The 17,222-nt window shown below is 49.2% G+C and carries 13 protein-coding genes; 3 read left to right on the top strand and 10 right to left on the bottom strand.

Annotated features, from left to right (window positions below; translation table 11 throughout):
- Positions 1-7: 7 nt before the first annotated feature.
- The gene (locus tag ICL07_RS21925) at positions 8-487 is read right to left on the bottom strand and encodes a DUF4920 domain-containing protein (RefSeq protein ID WP_188090188.1); all 480 of its coding nucleotides are present in this window, start codon (positions 485-487) and stop codon (positions 8-10) included.
- Between the two features lie 143 nt (positions 488-630).
- Here ICL07_RS21925 and ICL07_RS21920 point away from each other — a divergent pair, with 143 nt between their 5' ends.
- On the top strand, positions 631-1,215 hold the full coding sequence (locus tag ICL07_RS21920; protein WP_188090187.1) for a pentapeptide repeat-containing protein: 585 nt from the start codon (positions 631-633) through the stop codon (positions 1,213-1,215).
- Between the two features lie 50 nt (positions 1,216-1,265).
- On the opposite strand, the gene ICL07_RS21915 is transcribed toward ICL07_RS21920, so the two are convergent.
- The 4 genes from ICL07_RS21915 to ICL07_RS21900 form a co-directional block, all read right to left on the bottom strand.
- Positions 1,266-2,009: a GNAT family N-acetyltransferase gene (locus ICL07_RS21915; protein WP_188090186.1), complete on the bottom strand. Its 744-nt coding sequence runs from the start codon at positions 2,007-2,009 to the stop codon at positions 1,266-1,268.
- 67 nt (positions 2,010-2,076) lie between these two features.
- The gene (locus ICL07_RS21910) at positions 2,077-3,954 is read right to left on the bottom strand and encodes a hypothetical protein (protein WP_188090185.1); all 1,878 of its coding nucleotides are present in this window, start codon (positions 3,952-3,954) and stop codon (positions 2,077-2,079) included.
- On the bottom strand, positions 3,951-5,510 hold the full coding sequence (locus ICL07_RS21905; protein ID WP_188090184.1) for an NAD(P)/FAD-dependent oxidoreductase: 1,560 nt from the start codon (positions 5,508-5,510) through the stop codon (positions 3,951-3,953). The genes ICL07_RS21910 and ICL07_RS21905 overlap by 4 nt, the downstream gene beginning before the upstream one ends.
- A gap of 302 nt (positions 5,511-5,812) precedes the next feature.
- A complete protein-coding gene (locus ICL07_RS21900) occupies positions 5,813-6,487 on the bottom strand; it encodes a DUF6882 domain-containing protein (RefSeq protein WP_188090183.1) in 675 nt (224 codons plus the stop codon).
- Positions 6,488-6,576: 89 nt separating this feature from the next.
- Between ICL07_RS21900 and ICL07_RS21895 the strand changes: the two genes are divergently transcribed.
- Positions 6,577-7,074: a GNAT family N-acetyltransferase gene (locus tag ICL07_RS21895; protein WP_188090182.1), complete on the top strand. Its 498-nt coding sequence runs from the start codon at positions 6,577-6,579 to the stop codon at positions 7,072-7,074.
- Here the strand turns inward: ICL07_RS21895 and ICL07_RS21890 are convergent.
- Positions 7,063-7,575 carry a DinB family protein gene (locus ICL07_RS21890; RefSeq protein WP_188090181.1) on the bottom strand — a complete coding sequence of 171 codons (513 nt, stop codon included), beginning with the start codon at positions 7,573-7,575 and terminating at the stop codon, positions 7,063-7,065. The genes ICL07_RS21895 and ICL07_RS21890 overlap by 12 nt on opposite strands.
- On the bottom strand, positions 7,575-8,207 hold the full coding sequence (gene catB / locus ICL07_RS21885) for a type B chloramphenicol O-acetyltransferase (protein ID WP_188090654.1): 633 nt from the start codon (positions 8,205-8,207) through the stop codon (positions 7,575-7,577). Before catB ends, ICL07_RS21890 begins: the two co-directional genes overlap by 1 nt.
- Positions 8,208-8,327: 120 nt before the next feature.
- On the opposite strand from catB, the gene ICL07_RS21880 reads away from it, so the two are divergent.
- On the top strand, positions 8,328-9,485 hold the full coding sequence (locus tag ICL07_RS21880) for an alpha/beta hydrolase-fold protein (protein WP_188090180.1): 1,158 nt from the start codon (positions 8,328-8,330) through the stop codon (positions 9,483-9,485).
- Here the strand turns inward: ICL07_RS21880 and ICL07_RS21875 are convergent.
- The 3 genes from ICL07_RS21875 to ICL07_RS21865 are packed head-to-tail and all read right to left on the bottom strand — an operon-like array spanning position 9,482 to position 17,196.
- Positions 9,482-12,739, bottom strand: coding sequence for an efflux RND transporter permease subunit (locus ICL07_RS21875; protein WP_188090179.1), 3,258 nt, complete (start codon positions 12,737-12,739; stop codon positions 9,482-9,484). The two genes, ICL07_RS21880 and ICL07_RS21875, sit on opposite strands and share 4 nt — an antisense overlap.
- Positions 12,736-15,996 carry an efflux RND transporter permease subunit gene (locus ICL07_RS21870; protein WP_188090178.1) on the bottom strand — a complete coding sequence of 1,087 codons (3,261 nt, stop codon included), beginning with the start codon at positions 15,994-15,996 and terminating at the stop codon, positions 12,736-12,738. The genes ICL07_RS21875 and ICL07_RS21870 overlap by 4 nt, the downstream gene beginning before the upstream one ends.
- A 12-nt stretch (positions 15,997-16,008) precedes the next feature.
- Positions 16,009-17,196: an efflux RND transporter periplasmic adaptor subunit gene (locus ICL07_RS21865; RefSeq protein ID WP_188090177.1), complete on the bottom strand. Its 1,188-nt coding sequence runs from the start codon at positions 17,194-17,196 to the stop codon at positions 16,009-16,011.
- Positions 17,197-17,222 lie beyond the last annotated feature (26 nt).

Genomic DNA, 17,222 nt, shown 5'->3' with positions numbered 1-17,222 from the left:
TCTCTTTTTATGGTTGTACCACCCGTATGCCACTGGCGGTATACCGTATTTCTCTTTTGGGTTGGGTGATAGCATCAATAGCTGCCTGCGGTTTACCAGCATCCTGTGCGTAGTGCTGCAGTTCTTTCACGGAAGTAACATGTTGATATGCCTCTCCATCCAGTACGATGGTTTTACCCTTGATATCGAGCGGTACAAAGAAGGCATAGTCTTTCATTTTCACAAACGCTGTCGTGCTATCATTTATTTTCAGCTGCATCCAGCAACCTTTCTTAGGGCACACGTCCAGCACCTGCGCTTTTATCTTAACCGCCAGTTTGTTGGTGTCGTTATTTAGCAGGGAGGGCAGTTTGGCAGCATCAATAGCGTCAGTCGCCGTAATACCGGCGCCGTAAGTTGTATTGGGGGTCGCCTTTCCTTTTGGAGGTTGTGCTACAGCAGCCAGACTGATAGTTATCAAGAGGGAACAGAGCATCATTTTGTACATAGTGTGACAGGTTTTGTACTAAGATAACGATTACCATTTGAAAACCTTAAAACAAACCATACAATCGGTATCTTTACAGGATATAAAAACGATAAGCAAACAACGAAACCAGGCAGCATACAGGCAAAAATCATACATCCACTATGAATCAGTCAAATGGTCCTATCATACATCAGCATAAAACATTCTCCGGGGTGAACTATGCCGAAAAAAAACTGGCGAACAGGGAATTTGTGAACTGTGAATTTATCGATTGCGATTTTTCAAAGAGTGATTTGCGGGGTAACGACTTTGTAGATTGTCATTTCAGAAAATGCAATTTTTCTATGGCAACCCTGGACGGCGCCGGCTTCAGAGATGCGCAGTTTACCGGCTGTAAAATGCTGGGGATTAATTTTACCCTTTGCAACCGCCTTATGTTTTCTTTTTCATTTACGGAATGTATACTGGATTATTCCACCTTTTTAGGAACCAGGTTAAGAAAAACGCCTTTCCTGGACTGCTCCCTAAAAGAAGTGGACTTTTCAGAAGCAGATCTGACAGCAGCAGATTTCAAAAATTCGGATTTGACAATGGCCCGGTTCTCCAATACTATTCTGGAAAAAACAGATTTCAGAATGGCGCAAAATTTCGGCATAGATCCGGAGTTCAACAAAATGAAGAAAGCTCGCTTTTCTGCATTTAATCTGGCCGGCCTGTTGTATAAACACAACCTGGACATAGAATAATACAAATGTCTCAAAAGCAGGCTGTGATCGACCTTTGAGACATCTGTCATTTACGCTACCAGTGCGTAGGTAATCACTTCCTTCACCGGTTCAAAACCCAGGCGGGTATAGATAGGCAGTCCTGCTTTGGAAGCATGCAGCACACAATAACGTTTTCCGTCCTGTGTACATTCCTGTAATAAACGTGTCGTCATAGCGGCGGCCAGTCCCTTGCCCCGGAATTCCGGCAGCGTACCAATGAAATGCAGGCCTGCATTACCGTTATCATCATAATATATCAGTCCGCTGCAGGCGGCGACGCCACCTACCGTACCGGTAAACACCTTGATTTTATTTTCCTGCCCGAGTAAGTGAGCTACAACGGCGCCGTCTACACGATAATTAAAAGACCCCGCTGCGATGTTGGCAAAAGCCTTCGCATCAGCTTCTTTATCCGCAATGCGGAAACTGATATTGCCCGGATAGTTACCCGGCGGATTTTCCCGCAGGTAGATGATCATACCTTGCAGCGTCATTTTAGGCTGAAAACCAGCAGCAGCCAGCTGGGGTGCATAGGCTTCGGCCACCGAAGCAGTAAAGGTGACCGCATCCGGCAATTGTTCTTTTTTAATCTGATGGGCAATGTCTTTCAGTGCTTCCCCACCTGCTACATCAAATACGCGCCGTGGCCAGTCCGAGCCGTCCGGCATCACTGCTTTATAGGAAGGCGCCGTAGTGAGCAGGCCAGCCCGCTCTCCTACGTACGCCCAATGTTCAAACAGGTTCCCGATAATATGTTTTTCGTCTTGTTCCATAAGAACACAAAAATAGCAGATCTCTTTATCTGTTGGTAGTCCAGTATGCAACTGGGCAGTAGTCCAGTTACTGACAATAACTTTTCAGCAGCGGTCCTGCCTGCAGCGATCCCAGGGCGGCCGCCTCTTGCAGATCCTGACAGGCCTTAGCCCTTTCATTGAGCATCAGCCAGCTTACCCCCCGGCCCAGGTACACATCGCCCTCGCCGGGTTTTAACGCCATCGCTGCGGTAAAATCAGTAATGGATTGAGGTACATTTTTACGGCGATCACGCTCGTATACCGCTTTAAAATACAGTAGTCTTTCATTTTTCGGATAGACCTGTAACAACGAGGCGAAAAAGCGGTCATTATCTGCCATCTGTGGCCACAATTTTACAAACAACACGGCAATGGCTTCCCGCTCTCTGTTTTGCACCACATACACCGGCGAAAAAATGCTGTCATTCAGGAACACCTGGATCGGCGTATTCGTATAGTTCTCACCGGTATAGTGCCCTTCCCAGATGACCAGTTGCCCCGGCTGTATACCGGGCTTGCCGCTCAGCGATATCCCACCGGCATGTAATGTATCGTTTGGATGAATCCCTGCCGCCCAAAAATACCAGGGATGATTGCAATACACCTTGCGCTGTTGCAACGGTGGTTTGGTTACAAAGGCTGTCATGTCGTTCATGCCTGCCCGTTCCTGGTTACCGTGGCTGCCGGGACTCTCATAATACAAAGAAAACAACACCTGCCAGCCCAATAATACCTTGGCAATGCCATAAGGAGGTTTCCATTTTTTCGACAGCGCCGGTAACACCGCCAGCAGACAACAAACCAACAACGCGTTGAAAATAGTATAGTCTTTTTTCCCGGGATCGTAATTCTGCCGCATCAGCAACTCATTGGTAAAACAAATCCAGGCCATCAGGATGATAAAAACGACGTATATCCATAGTTCCTGCCGGCCGGGGTTGGTCGCTTTCCTTTTATTGTTTTTACCCGCCGGCACCGGCGTAAAAAGCGCCCACCAGTAGTTAAAACCATATACCGCTATCACTGCTGCGAAGGGCGCCAGCGTGATGAGGTTACGCAATGCCCCGCCCGACTGGCCCAGGTCCAGGAAAGCGGCAAAAACGATATAGATCAGGAAACCAACGGTGAACTGCAACACGATAAAATAATCGGTCAACATCTTCTTCAGATTATCCAAATAACCCCAGAGAAAAAAGAAAAAAGTGACCGGCCCCAGTACATACACATACTTACCGATATGATGGGTCAGACTCACATGCCCATAACGGTTTTTCTTCTCTCCGCTGGCCAGCACTTCCTGCATCAGCGCCAGCGGATGACCGGTATAGGCGTACAATGCCAGTCCCCATGCCAGCAACCCGGCACCCAGCAAAGGAATATAGCGGTACAAACGTTGTTGCACCAACGGAAACAACCAGAAAGGCAATAGTAACAATCCTTCCGAACGAGCCAGCGGCAACAATCCACCGATCAGGGCAAACCAGGCGAACTGTTTGCGGTAAAAAAAATAAATACCCAATGAAATTAAAAAAGAAGCCAGCGGTTCTGTCATAGCATCCCGTGAAATACCAAAGAGGAACGTTTGGAAAAGCAGGAAAACCATGACCACCTGCGCATGTGGCACACCTTTATGTTTCAGGCCTTTGTATAGAAAGATACCCGATGCCGCAGTTAATAACAGCATCCCCACCACTACGCCCATTCTGCCAAACAGTTGCACCGGCAGATAAAACAGGATTACAAACAAAGGCCTGTTCCAGGAAGAAAAAAATGCTGCCGGGTGATAACGTGCGTCCTGCACATTCAGGAAGCGGCTGATGGCATCATCGTCCCAGGTATAATTGGACAACTGTGACCACAAGAGCCCCACCAGTATGAATACCAGTGCACAGATCAGATAATCGTATTGTTTCCATTTTTTCATACTGCCTGTTTTTCTTCGTGATATTCCTGTTCTGTATTGATATCCCAGATATTATCCTTGGTAGTGATGCCCTGTATAATGTTATCTACCGCTGTCATGGCCGTGAGCATAGAGTGATCGGCATTGTTGTATTTATGCATGCCGTTGCGGCCTACCAGAAACAGGTTTTCGATAGTATCCGTAAAAGCCCGGAGCTTATCAAACTGTTGATAGGTACCGAAATAAGCCGGATACGTTTTTTTCATGCGCACAACGGTACTGTCTCTCACATGTTCCCGGCGAATGATACCAATTTTCTGTAGTTCGTCGATGCCAAAGTTAACGAAGCGTTGATTGTCCATGCTCCATAATTCATCGCCTTCATTACAAAAGTATTCCAATCCTATCCAAACCAGGTTGGGGTCACTGACCATAAAGGGACTCCAGTTGTTGAAGATCTGCAGGCGGCCTACTTTAACATCGTTTTCCTGTATGTAGATCCAGTTGTCTTTGACAGTGCCATGGTGTTGTTCGAGCACCAATTTATCCAGCAGCAGTCCTACCGTAACGAAATCGCGGTATTCCAGTCCGGCCGCTATTGCCTTCACCGGTGGTGGTACCTGTCCATCCATGGCTGCTACCAGGTCTTTTACCGGCATGGTGGAAAAGAAGTAGTCGCCTTCAAAACGGCCGGTGGCTGTTTCTACTGCTGTTACCCGGCCATCTTTGAGTATTACTCCCTTTACCTCCCGGAGCAGGTGTATCTCCCCTCCCATGGCGGTAATACGGGCAGCGACTTCCTCCCATAGTTGTCCGGGGCCGTATTTAGGATACAGGAAACGTTCGATAAGACTGGTTTCCGTTTCTTTCTGGTGGATGTCGTCGCGGGATTTGGAGGCCACCAGCTTTTGCAGCGCATGTTTGATGGTTTTGGACACGGACAGTTTTTTGATCCGCTGATGTCCCCAGGCCGCATCTATTTCATGACAGGGTTTGCCCCACACTTTCTCCGTATAGTCTTTGAAGAAAGTTTTATACAGGACTTTCCCGAAGCGTTTGATAAAAAAATCCTCCAGTGTTTTTTCCTTTTTATGGTTGAAGACACGGGTATAGCCATAAGAGACCATGATCCTGAAAAGCCGGAACAGTCCGAGTTTGGCGATGGTACTCATAGACATGGTGAGCGGATACAGGAACAGTTTGCGCTGATAGTAGATCCGGGACAGGCGGTCGCGGATCAGCATCACCAGGTCGGGTTGCTCTTCCTTGTTCACAGCTGAATCGACAGGCAATATACGCTGCTGCCGGCGGTAGGTAATCCGTACCTGTTCCGCAGGAGCGCCGATGGGCATAATTTGTAGCCACCAGTCCATCACCCGGTCTGATTTGGAAAAGAAACGATGACCACCGATGTCGATACGGTTACCTTTATATCGGACTGTTTTGGAAATACCGCCGATATCGGCAGACATTTCCAGAATGATGGGTTTAATATCTGTTCTGGTGAGCAGTTCATAAGCCGCCGTAAGGCCAGCAGGGCCGGCGCCGATGATAATCGCAGTTTTTTTGTTTGTCATAGCAAAATAGCGAAGCGGAATCATCACTTTCTGTCAGCTTTCTTTCTGTTGACAAACGGCAGGCATCTCCCTAAAAAATTCCAGGTCACCACAAGCAGGTACCAGGGAAGGAAAAAGAGCCTAACGGCAGCTTTCCAGCATAGTATAGCAAAATAAAAAGCACGTTCCATCGTCAAAAAATATTAGTGGTGTAGCCTGCGCAGGGTCAGTTATATTAACTAACTGCCACTAATACACGATGATGGAATAAAACCCTTATGTGCGGACAAAAAAAATCCGGGAAAATTTCCCGGATTGTATTTTTAAGAGAGATTACCGTTTAGACTGGCGAGCCGGTGTAGCTCATCGAAGGTGGCTACGATGGTATTACTATTATAGGTGGCAGACAATTCCTTGTCCTTCGCAGTCACTTCAAATCCTTTCGCTTTGAGGTAGGCTGCCAATGCTTGTTGATGGTTCATTTCAAACAGGGAGATCAGCTGGGGAAAAACCGTCAGCACCCGCTGTGGTGTTTCGGTCCGGGCCTCGTCTATCAGCGGGCTTTTGATGGTCACCAGCAGCGCTCCGCTGCCGTAATCTGCCACGTAGTAAGCGCTGGAACCCAACATACCGGAAGCAATCAGCCCGATATAATGTACATCGTTTACCGCCGCATCAAACTGGCTGGTGGTGAATAACGGCAGTCCTGTTTTTTCGCCGTATTGTTTGATCTGTAAAGCATCCTGGAGCAGGTTTTCGGGAATACCCGATGCTGTATTGGCCCAGCCCCACAGAAACGTTTCAGAGGAATGTGAAAAGGTGCCCAGTATCTGGATGGGAAAAACAATGTGCTCGCCGAAGCTGATCACTCCTTGTTCGAGATCAGCATTCCAGTTATTGTCACCGATAACAGCGGCCAAATCGTTCTGTTTATCCAGTGCGATACCGCCGTATTGTGCGATGAGGTCCTGCGCGGTCAGGACAGTAGAGTCAGACATGGTACGTAATTTTATATCCGGGGTCAAGATACGTTTTTTAATGAACATACTGTATTACCTTAGCAGCGTAGCATTACAACGAACAAACCATGCAACATCTGGATGTAACCCTTCGCCATATAACGGCAGACAATGTAGAAGATATTTGTGATTTGAGTCAAACCCTCAGTCCGGCGCAACGCAATAAAGTAGCCGATAATGGTGAATCCATTGCGGTAGCCCACTATTCAGCGGATGCCTGGTTCAGGGCCATCTATGCCCACGATGAACCTGTGGGTTTTATCATGTTGCATACCGGCGCTGAACGGGGCGACTATACTGAATTTCCGGGTATTTTCCTTTGGCGGTTGATGATTGCCGGGCCTTACCAGGGAAACCATTATGGTCAAAAGGCGATTGCCATCGTACTGTCTCAACTGATAGGCCGTGGCATATCTGAACTATATACCAGCTGTGGCGAAGGAGAAGCCAGTCCGCTGGCTTTTTATCAGCGTTTGGGTTTTACGCTGACCGGTAAATATTACGACGATGAGGCGGAGTTAGTACTCCACTTCACCGCCGCTACTGTAGAAGCCTTATTGGGTTGATATTTTTTCCCGGATACCTGCCAGGTGATGATCATCATGTTCGGCTACAAAGTAAGCCAGATCAATGATGCGCATCGGTGTTTTCAGCCGTGGATGTAAAGCCGTATGATCCAGTTTCGTATCATCCAGCGCCAGCAATTGTTGTACAAAGGCAGTTCTTAGCTGCCGGAAACGTTGTAACAACTCCGCCAGACCCGTATCATTGTGATGGGCCTCATGGGTACGCCGGTTGGTGAGATCAGCTACCCGCAACTCCGGCAGGCCGTTGATAAAATCCCCTAGACGGCCGGCCCACAATGGTTCCAGATCAGAGAGGTGTCCCAACTCTTCCTTGGCAGACCATTCGTCGCCGGATTTACGGACCAGCACCGCTTCCGCGATGCCACGGGTCAGTTCCTCCGCACGGGCAGGTGTACCGCTGAGCCGTTCGATAATACCCGGCATCACCCCGTTATCGGTCATCGCCGGAAAGGAACGGTCAAACCAGGCTGTTCTTTTCATTATGACTGAGATTTATAGAAGTCATACAATGCTTTGATATCACTGTTACAAAGTAGTGGCATAGCAGCTTTCAGCCTATCGTCCGGCCAGTTCCACCATTCCATTTCCAGCAGGCGGGCAATGTCTTCTTCCGCAAAACGTTTCCGGATTTCTTTACCGGGGTTGCCACCCATCACCCTGTAAGGCGCCACATCTTTGGTGATCAGCGCCCTCGTACCGATAATAGCACCATGGCCTATTTTTACGCCCGGCATAATCACTGCTTCCATGCCAATCCATACATCGTTGCCAATCACCGTATCTCCGGCTGCGTGGTATCCGTCTACACTGCCTTCAAAAGCCGCTACTTCCTGCGACATATAAAAGAAAGGGAAGCTGGACACCCAGTCGTGGCGGTGCCCCTGGTTACCAGCCATGATAAACGCCGCACCGGTGCCGATAGAACAATAACTGCCGATGATCAACTTATCTACATCCGTTCTGTCGGGCATCAGGTATTTGGCACATTCGTCAAAAGAATGACCATGATAGTAGCCGGAGTAATAACTATAGGCGCCTACGATAATATTAGGATTGGTAACTTGTTCAGATAATAATTTCCCGCGAAACGGGCTTTCAAAATAATTGTCCATGTTGCTCACTTTTAAATATCTCCCGCCAAAATAACAAAACTTATCCGCGAGGCGAAGACTATCGTACATGATAAGCTGTTTAATGGATTTTTTTACTGAAATTTAGTATAAATTCCACTTATGCGCATAACTGTTGTAGCTACTATCCTGTTGCTGTTATCATTAATACTGCAGGCGCAGATAGATACCATTGCTCCGCGTAACGAACATACCCTCAGCTGGCAATCGCCGGCCCTGGGAACTCCCAGGACACTGTGGGTACATCTTCCGTCCAACTACTCCCCTGCGGACTCCCAACGTTACCCGGTTATTTACCTGCTGGACGGACAAGTCCATTTTAACTATGTATCCGCCATGGTGGAATATTTATCCTCCTACGATGTTAACCGCATGCCCAAAGCTATAGTAGTTGGCATCGTACACCCTGACAGAGGCGCTGACTTAAATATCAAACATGCCCTTCGGGCAGATGGAAAGCCCGATACCGCTGTTTTGGAAAACACCGGCGCTGCCAGGTTCCTGAAATTTATGAAAACAGAAGTGATACCCAAAATCGATCAGCAATATAAGACGGTGCCCTATCGTATACTGGTAGGCCATTCGCTGGCGGGACTCTTTGCGTTCTACGCCAAACAAAAAATACCGGACCTGTTTCAGGCTACCGTGCTGCTCAGTCCGGCGATCGGTGGTATTGACACCGTGCTGACGGCAAGATTTGCCACGCTCCTTCGCCAACGGCCAACCTCCAAAGAGAAATTTTTTGTCGCCATTGGTCATGAAGATACCCGGCAGGTACGGGCGCTGACGAAAGTACTGGAAACGAGCGCTCCCAAAACCATGCAATGGGACTACCGTCAATACCCCGACGAAAATCATTTCTCCATGACCTTTAAAGGCATTTATGACGGGTTAAAATTCATCTACAGAAACTGGTTCTTTGATTACTATGGCGACCTTCCATTAACCTATCAGGAGGTGGAACAACGCTTTAACCACCTGTCAGCAGAATATGGCTATCCCCTGTTTCCTCCGGAAGAATTTATCAACAACATCGGCTACAAACAGCTCCGGACGGGCCATACAGACGAGGCTATCCGGTTGTTCCGGTATAATGTGGAACATTTCCCTCACTCCTATAATGCCTATGATAGTATGGGAGAAGCATATATGATCAAGGGAGATACCCTCAACGCCATTGAAAACTATGAAAAATCATTACAGCTAAATCCGGATAATGAAGATGGCAGGAATAACCTGATGAAATTGAAAAAACATTAAACACCTTCGTTTTTCTCTTTTCGTGCTTGTGCAATATCGTACTCCAGTTCCGGATCTATACTTTGCGCCTCTACTTTTCTTTCTTTTTCCATTAATAGCTGATGATTGGCTGCCAGCCATGCCAGCTTCTTTTTACCATAGCTCCACCGGGTAAACAACACAAACAGTACCGGTACAATAAAAATGGCGATGCAGGAAGAAGCTACCATACCGCCCTGCACCGTTACCCCAATGGTTTTACGGGATTGGGCGCCGGCGCCGGAAGCCAGCACCATCGGCATTACACCCAGTATAAAAGCCAGCGATGTCATGATGATGGGGCGTAACCGTAGTTTCACGGCCTCCAGGGTAGATTTGATGAGATGCTCGCCGCGGTCAACCCGTACCTTGGCAAATTCCACGATCAGTATGGCATTTTTGGCAGACAGGCCTATGAGCGTGATCAGTCCGATCTGCGCATATACGTTATTGGACAACGCCGGCATGGTGGTGAGCGCAAAAATAGCCCCGAAAGCACTGATGGGCACCGCCAGCAATACGGAGAAAGGCACCGACCAGCTTTCATACAGCGCCGCCAGGAAAAGAAAAACGAAGATGATGGAAAACAGGAAAATGTAGATTGTCATAGAGCCTGCCTGTATCTCCTGGTAACTCAGTCCCGAAAATTCGTAGGTGTATCCTCTTGGCAATACCTTAGCGGCCACGGCTTTCAGTGTTTCGATACTCTGTCCCGTACTATATCCCAGCGGTGTAGAACCATCTACTTCGGCTGAACGAAAAATATTAAAATGCGTAATCAATGGCGCGGTGGAAATAGGCTTATAGCCGACCAGTGTGCTTAACGGCAACATCTCCGAAGCGGAATTGCGCACGTAGTATTTTTCCAGGTTGCTGATCAGCGCCCTGCTGGCTGTATCCGCCTGCACAATGGCGCGGTAGGTACGGTTATACAATGTAAAATTGCCGACCAGGCGGCTGCCCATAAATCCCTGTATGGTGCTGAACACATCGGCCACATTCACTCCCAGCTTCTGGCATTTCTCCCTGTCGAGCAACAGTTCAAATGCCGGCGTGTGTGCGGCATAGTTACAATAGGCAGTCGCCGTTGCCGGTTCTTTTTTCAGCGCCGCCACAAACTTATTCATCACCGTTTCAAAGGCATGAATATCATCACTGGTGTTTCCCTGCTCCACCTGCATACTGAAGCCCGCAGCGGTTCCCAGTCCCCTGATAGCCGCCGATGCATTCACGGTAATACGGGCGTTTTTAACGCCAGCCGCTATGATCCGCTGTTTGATAACGTCCATAATACCGGGGATCTGCATCTCCGGAGTACTGCGCTGGTCCCAGGGTTGCAGCATACAAAAGATACTGGCGCCGTTGGAAGTGGCGCCGCCGCCGAGCACGTTCATGCCGGAGATGGCGTTATAATGTTTGACGCCAGGCGTTTCCGCGACTACCTTCATCACTTTTTTCAGCACCTCCTCCGTTTGTGTAGTGGCGGCGCCTTCGGGCAATTGGATACCGATCATCACCCGACCCCCGTCTTCTGAAGGAATAAACCCACTGGGTTTGTTTTTGAAGAGCAGCAGGGCGCCCAGGCAAATCACCAGCAACGTTAGCACTACCAGGCCGGTATATTTGATGCAATATTTAACACCATTGGAATACCGCGTCGTTAACTGGTTGAACCAGCCATTGAAGCGGAAAAAGAATTTGTTAAGGCCTTTGGACTCGCGCCCTACCGGCGACGGCCGCAGCAGCAAAGTACACAAGGCCGGTGTTAACGACAGCGCAATAAAAGCCGACAATACAACGGAGATAGCGATGGTAATCGCAAACTGCTGGTACAGTTTCCCGGTGATACCCGGAATAAAACCAACCGGCACAAACACCGATGCAAGGATGAGCGCAATGGCTACCACGGGCCCGGATATCTCTTTCATGGCCTGGTAGGTTGCTTCTTTGGGCGACATCTGTTCCTTGTCAATCAAATGCTGCACTGCTTCCACCACGATAATGGCGTCATCTACCACAATCCCGATAGCCAGCACAAAGCCAAACAGGGTCAGCGTGTTAATGGTGAAACCCAGTGGAATAAACAGGATAAACGTACTGATGATAGACACCGGGATGGCTATAATGGGAATGATCGCTGAACGCCAGTTCTGCAAAAACAGGAACACTACGATCACTACCAGTCCCAGCGCTTCAAACAAGGTTTTCACTACTTCCGCAATGGATACCTGGATAATGGTAACGTTTTCAAAAGGCACGGCGTAGTCCACATCCGGCGGGAACGATTTTTTAAGCGCCGCCAGCGCCGCATATACGTTTTCCGCTGTTTGCAAAGCGTTGCTGGTAGGTGATTGATACACCATCACGGTGGTAGCCGGATGCCCGTCGGCAAAACCCTGGTTGCCGTAGTTAAATTTACCCAGGTCTACCCGCGCGATATCTTTCAGGTATATCATCTCCCCGGTAGCGGGTATTTTTTTCACAATTACTTTTTCATACTCCGCGGGTTTGGTGAGCAGACTATTCACCACCAGGGTGTATTCCCGTGTCTGGTCGTGGTATTGCGGCGGAGCGCCGACTGCGCCTGCGGCGATATAAATGTTTTGTCTTTGCAGGGCGGCGATCACATCTGCCGGCATCAGGCCGTAGGAGGCCATTTTTTTAGGGTCCATCCAGATACGCATACTGAAAGGATTTCCGCGGGATTGTACATCCCCTACGCCGGGCACTCTCAGTAACGCATCTACGATAAAGGTACTGGTATAGTTATCCAGAAAGGTGATATCATGGGTGCCTTTCGGTGAATAAATAGCCAGGTTCATGAGCTGGTCCGGGTTACGGGCGCGTACTGTTACGCCCAGCTGCCCGACTACGGAAGGTAATACCGGCGCTGCCAGTCCCACCCTGTTCTGCACGTTCAGCGTGGCGATGTTAACGTTCGTTCCTACGTCAAAGGTTACACTGATATTAGCAGAACCGGTTTGTGTATTGGTGCTTTGCATGTACATCATGCCCGGTACCCCGTTCACCTGCTCTTCTATGGGGATCGTCACCGTTTGTTCTACTGTCTGCGCATCGGCGCCGGTGTAGTTGGCGGAGATACTGACACCCGGCGGCGTAATTTTAGGGAACTGGTCCAGCGGAAGATTATACATACAGATCAGCCCGGAGATCATGAGTACGACAGATATCACGATCGCGGTAACCGGCCTTTTTATGAATGTATTGGCAATCATTCGCTGTCAGGTTTATTAAAATCGCGGGAACGTTTTATTTCAAATTCCAGCTCGGGGTCAATATCCTGTTGCTCTATTTTCTGTGCTTTCTCCATCAGGCTTTCGTGGTGCTCTTTCAACCAGGCCAGCTTCCTGGCGCCGTATGACAAGCGGGTAATGAGTACAAACAGCACCGGCACTACGAAAATAGCGATGGTAGAAGCGGCAATCATACCTCCCAACACGGTAAAACCGATGGTCCTGCGTGAAACGGCGCCTGCACCGGTAGCCAGCACTAATGGTAATACACCCAGGATAAAGGCCATGGACGTCATCACGATAGGGCGCAGCCTCAGTCCCACGGCCTCCAGGGTGGATTGTATCAGGTCCTCTCCCCTGTCTACCCGCACCTTTGCAAACTCCACAATGAGGATAGCGTTTTTAGCCGCCAGGCCTATCAGGGTGATCATACCGATTTGTGCATATACGTTATTCGTGAGACTGGGTACCAGGCACAGGGTGAGAATAGCGCCCATCACGCCGATGGGTACTGCCAGCAACACGGAGAAAGGTACCGACCAGCTCTCATACAAAGCCGACAGGAAAAGGAACACAAAGGTGATCGAGAAAATAAAGATGTAAATCGTGGTGGAACCAGCTTTTATTTCTTCATAACTCAGTCCGGAGAACTCATAGGCATAGCCCTGCGGCAGCACCCTGGCGGCGACTTCCTTCAGCGCTTCAATCGTTTCTACCGTGCTGTATCCCGATCCTGAAACGCCATCTACCTCTGCTGAACGGAAGATATTAAAATGCGAAATCAGCGGCGATGTTTCAATCGGTTTGTAACTAACCAGCGTCCCCAAAGGCAACATCTGTCCGGCTGTATTACGGACGTAATATTTATTCAGGTCGGATATTACATTGCGGTAGGCGGTATCCGCCTGTACCACTACGTGAAAAGTACGGTTATACGTTGTAAAGTCGTTGATGTACATACTGCCCATAAATGCCTGTATGGTCGTAAAAACATCTCCCACATCGGCGCCCATTCGCTCACATTTTTCCCGGTCAACGGTTACGCCGAAGCCCGGTGTATGCGCGTTATAGAAGCTGTAGGCGCCCGAGATAGCCGGATTTTTATTGGCCTCGGTGACAAATTTATTGACCACCGCTTCAAAAGCATGTATGTCATCATTGGTACTGCGTTGTTCAATCTGCAGGCTGAAACCAACGGTAGCGCCGACACCGGGTAACGGGGAAGGTTGTACGACTTCCACATTGGCATCATTAATACCGGCGTCTGCAATTCGTTTACGCAGCTCCGTGATAATGCCCGGCACCTGTTCACTTTTACGGGAACGTTCATCCCAGGGATTTAGTTGCAGGTAGATAGTACCGCAATTGGAATTAGAGGCGTTGTTGATGACGTTTAGTCCGGACAAAGCCGCATAGTGGCCTACACCCGGCGTTTCCGTCACTACTTTCATCAGCCGGTTCATCACCTGCACCGCACGGGTAGTAGAAGATGCCGGCGGCAACTGGAAAGTAACATACAGGTTACCATCATCCTCGGAGGGAATAAAACCGGATGATTTATGTTTCAGCATAAAAAAGGCGGCTACACAAATCACCACCAGCAGTACCATCACCAGGGCCGAGCGTTTAATACTATTATCCACACCCTTCACATAACTGCCGGTGATACGGTCAAACCAGCGATTGAAGCCGGTGAACCAGCGGGCAATACCTTTGTTCTTCCGGTTAGGGTCGGAAGGTTTTAACAACAAGGAGCACAACGCCGGCGTCAGCGACAGCGCCACAAAAGCAGAAATGAGCACTGAAATAGCAATAGTAATAGCGAATTGCTGGTATAACCGGCCAACGATACCGGGAATAAATCCTACCGGTACAAACACGGCCGCCAATATCAGCGCAATGGCTACCACCGGCGCGGAAATATCCTTCATGGCATAATAAGTCGCCTCTTTCGGCGACATGCCCTTTTCATCCATATAATGCTGTACCGCTTCTACTACAATGATGGCATCATCCACTACAATACCAATAGCCAGCACAAAGCCGAACATGGTCAGGGTATTGATGGTAAATCCCAGTGGTATAAAAAAGCAGAAAGTTCCGAAAATAGATACCGGTATCGCCAGTACGGGAATCAGCGTGGAACGGAAGTTTTGCAGGAACACAAATACTACGATAGCCACCAGCGCCAGGGTCATTAACAGGGTGACCACCACATCGCTCATGGACACTTTCACGACGGTCACCGATTCGAACGGCACTTTGTAATCCACGTCTGCCGGGAAAAACGTTTTCAGCTGTTCCAGTTCCTTATAGATCCCTTCCGCTGTTTTTAAGGCGTTACTGCCCGGCGCCTGGTAAATGCGCAGGTAGGAAGCACGATGGCCGTCCACAAAGGAGTTGCTGGAAAAGCTGAATTTACCCAGTTCTACACGGGCTACATCTTTCAGGTACACCAATGCTCCGGTGGCCGGAATTGTTTTAACGATGATGTTTTCAAACTCTGACACTTTGCTTAACCGTCCGTTTACCAGGATACCCAGTTCAAAAGTTTGTTGTTTGGATTGTGGTGGCACACCGGCGGAGCCAGCCGCCACCTGTACGTTCTGCGCATTGAGCGCACCGATGATATCCTGGGGAGTAAGGCTATACGAAGCCATTTTCTCCGGGTTCATCCATACCCGCATACTGAAATTATCGGCGAAACTGTTGATAGTACCCACGCCGGGCACCCGTAACAGCGCGTCCTGGATAAAGATGTTGGTATAGTTGTCGAGGAAGGTAATATCGTGTGTGCCTTTGGGTGAGTAGATGGCGACCATCATCAGCATGCTTGGATTTACGGCACGGACGGTCAGTCCCAAACGGGTGGCCGCGCTGGGAATCAGCGGTGTGGCGATGCTCACCCGGTTTTGTACGTCCAGTGTAGCCACATCGATATTGGTACCGATGCTATAAGTAACGGCAGCCTGCATATTGCCATTGTTGGAACTGTTGCTTTGCATATATTCCATACCGGGCGTACCGTTCACCTGTTGTTCTATCGGCGTGGCAACGGTTTGCTCCACGGTTTGTGCGTCTGCACCGATATACTGCCCGTTGATCTGCACCACCGGCGGCGTAATATCCGGGTATTGGTCCACCGGCAGATTGAGGATACAAACGCTCCCCGTCAGTACCAGTACAATGGATACCACAATGGCTGTTACGGGTCTTTTAATGAATGTATTTGCAATCATGCGATGCTGGAATCATTTATTCGTTTTGCCGGAATCTGCCCCGGTGTGAGGCTTTTTAGCCGCGAGGGTAATGGCGGAGCCATCATGGATGGACTGTATACCGTCCACCACTACACGATCTCCATCGGTCACACCGGATAATACAATCACGTCGGCGCCGATGGTTTGTCCGATCTGTATCTTTTTCTGATAAGCGTGTAGCCTTGACACTTCCTCTTTTCCTGGCTTGTTTTTCGAGGCCACCACGGTATCCTTCGCCACAAACAGGAAGTACTCGCCCATCTGTTCTACGACGGCTTTATTCGGCACCACCATCTGCGGTCCTTTTTCCTGGTTGCGTACCCGTACCACGCAGCTCATGCCCACTTTCAGCAGGTGCTGATGATTCGGGAATACCAGTCGCATACGAATGGTGCCGGTCTGCGGATCTACCGCACGGTCTATCACGGAAATCTTCCCCGGGTAAGGATACCCGGTATTATCCGGGAGCTGCAGGGTAAAGAGAGAGTCCGGCATCGCGGAACTATCTGTCTTAAACCGTTCAAAAGCCAGCAGCTGTTTTTCGTTCACCAGGAAATCCACTGCCATCGGGTCGTTGGTGGAAATGGTATTCATGATGGTTTGTCCCCCTACCACTACATTGCCCAATCTGACGGCGCTGATACCGATGGTACCATCGAAAGGGGCGTACACACTGGCGAAGTTCAGGTTTGTCTGGGCTGACTTCACTGCTTCCTGCGCTACCTTAGTCTGGCTTTTCGCTGTTTCCAGCGCGATCATAGCGTGGTCGTAGAGTTGTTTGGCCACGGCGTTGTATTTGTTGAGGTACACGTAGCGGTCCGCATCCTGTTGTTGCTGCAACTGGTTAGACTGGGCCACTTTCAGGTTGGCGAGCGCCTGATCGTAGGCAGCCTGGTAGATCCTTTTGTCTATCTCGTACAGCAGCTGGCCTTTGCGTACCTGGGCGCCGTCTGCTGCGAAGATACCGGTCACATATCCCTGCACCACGGAGGGAACGATGTTTACCTGGCTCAATGCCTGGGCGGTGGAAGGATAGGTATCATAATAGCGGACCATCTCGCTTTTTACCGTAAACAGGTTGACCGGCACCGGCGGATTAGCAGCAGGTGGTTTCTGCCGGCAGGAGAAAAAGAGGATGCCTCCCAAAAGTATAATAACGTATCTGGTTACGCTATGCATAGAGCCTATTTTACTTTTATGCAGAA

It is taken from the genome of Chitinophaga qingshengii, assembly GCF_014529935.1.
Taxonomy (GTDB): domain Bacteria; phylum Bacteroidota; class Bacteroidia; order Chitinophagales; family Chitinophagaceae; genus Chitinophaga; species Chitinophaga qingshengii.
This window is presented reverse-complemented; position numbering and strand designations above follow the sequence as displayed.

Bases quoted from the DNA above. Each gene is read 5' to 3' on its own strand.
- ICL07_RS21925 (WP_188090188.1), bottom strand. From the start codon at position 487: ATGTACAAAATGATGCTCTGTTCCCTCTTGATAACTATCAGTCTGGCT.
- ICL07_RS21920 (WP_188090187.1), top strand. From the start codon at position 631: ATGAATCAGTCAAATGGTCCTATCATACATCAGCATAAAACATTCTCC.
- ICL07_RS21915 (WP_188090186.1), bottom strand. From the start codon at position 2,009: ATGGAACAAGACGAAAAACATATTATCGGGAACCTGTTTGAACATTGG.
- ICL07_RS21910 (WP_188090185.1), bottom strand. From the start codon at position 3,954: ATGAAAAAATGGAAACAATACGATTATCTGATCTGTGCACTGGTATTC.
- ICL07_RS21905 (WP_188090184.1), bottom strand. From the start codon at position 5,510: ATGACAAACAAAAAAACTGCGATTATCATCGGCGCCGGCCCTGCTGGC.
- ICL07_RS21900 (WP_188090183.1), bottom strand. From the start codon at position 6,487: ATGTCTGACTCTACTGTCCTGACCGCGCAGGACCTCATCGCACAATAC.
- ICL07_RS21895 (WP_188090182.1), top strand. From the start codon at position 6,577: ATGCAACATCTGGATGTAACCCTTCGCCATATAACGGCAGACAATGTA.
- ICL07_RS21890 (WP_188090181.1), bottom strand. From the start codon at position 7,575: ATGAAAAGAACAGCCTGGTTTGACCGTTCCTTTCCGGCGATGACCGAT.
- catB (WP_188090654.1), bottom strand. From the start codon at position 8,207: ATGGACAATTATTTTGAAAGCCCGTTTCGCGGGAAATTATTATCTGAA.
- ICL07_RS21880 (WP_188090180.1), top strand. From the start codon at position 8,328: ATGCGCATAACTGTTGTAGCTACTATCCTGTTGCTGTTATCATTAATA.
- ICL07_RS21875 (WP_188090179.1), bottom strand. From the start codon at position 12,739: ATGATTGCCAATACATTCATAAAAAGGCCGGTTACCGCGATCGTGATA.
- ICL07_RS21870 (WP_188090178.1), bottom strand. From the start codon at position 15,996: ATGATTGCAAATACATTCATTAAAAGACCCGTAACAGCCATTGTGGTA.
- ICL07_RS21865 (WP_188090177.1), bottom strand. From the start codon at position 17,196: ATGCATAGCGTAACCAGATACGTTATTATACTTTTGGGAGGCATCCTC.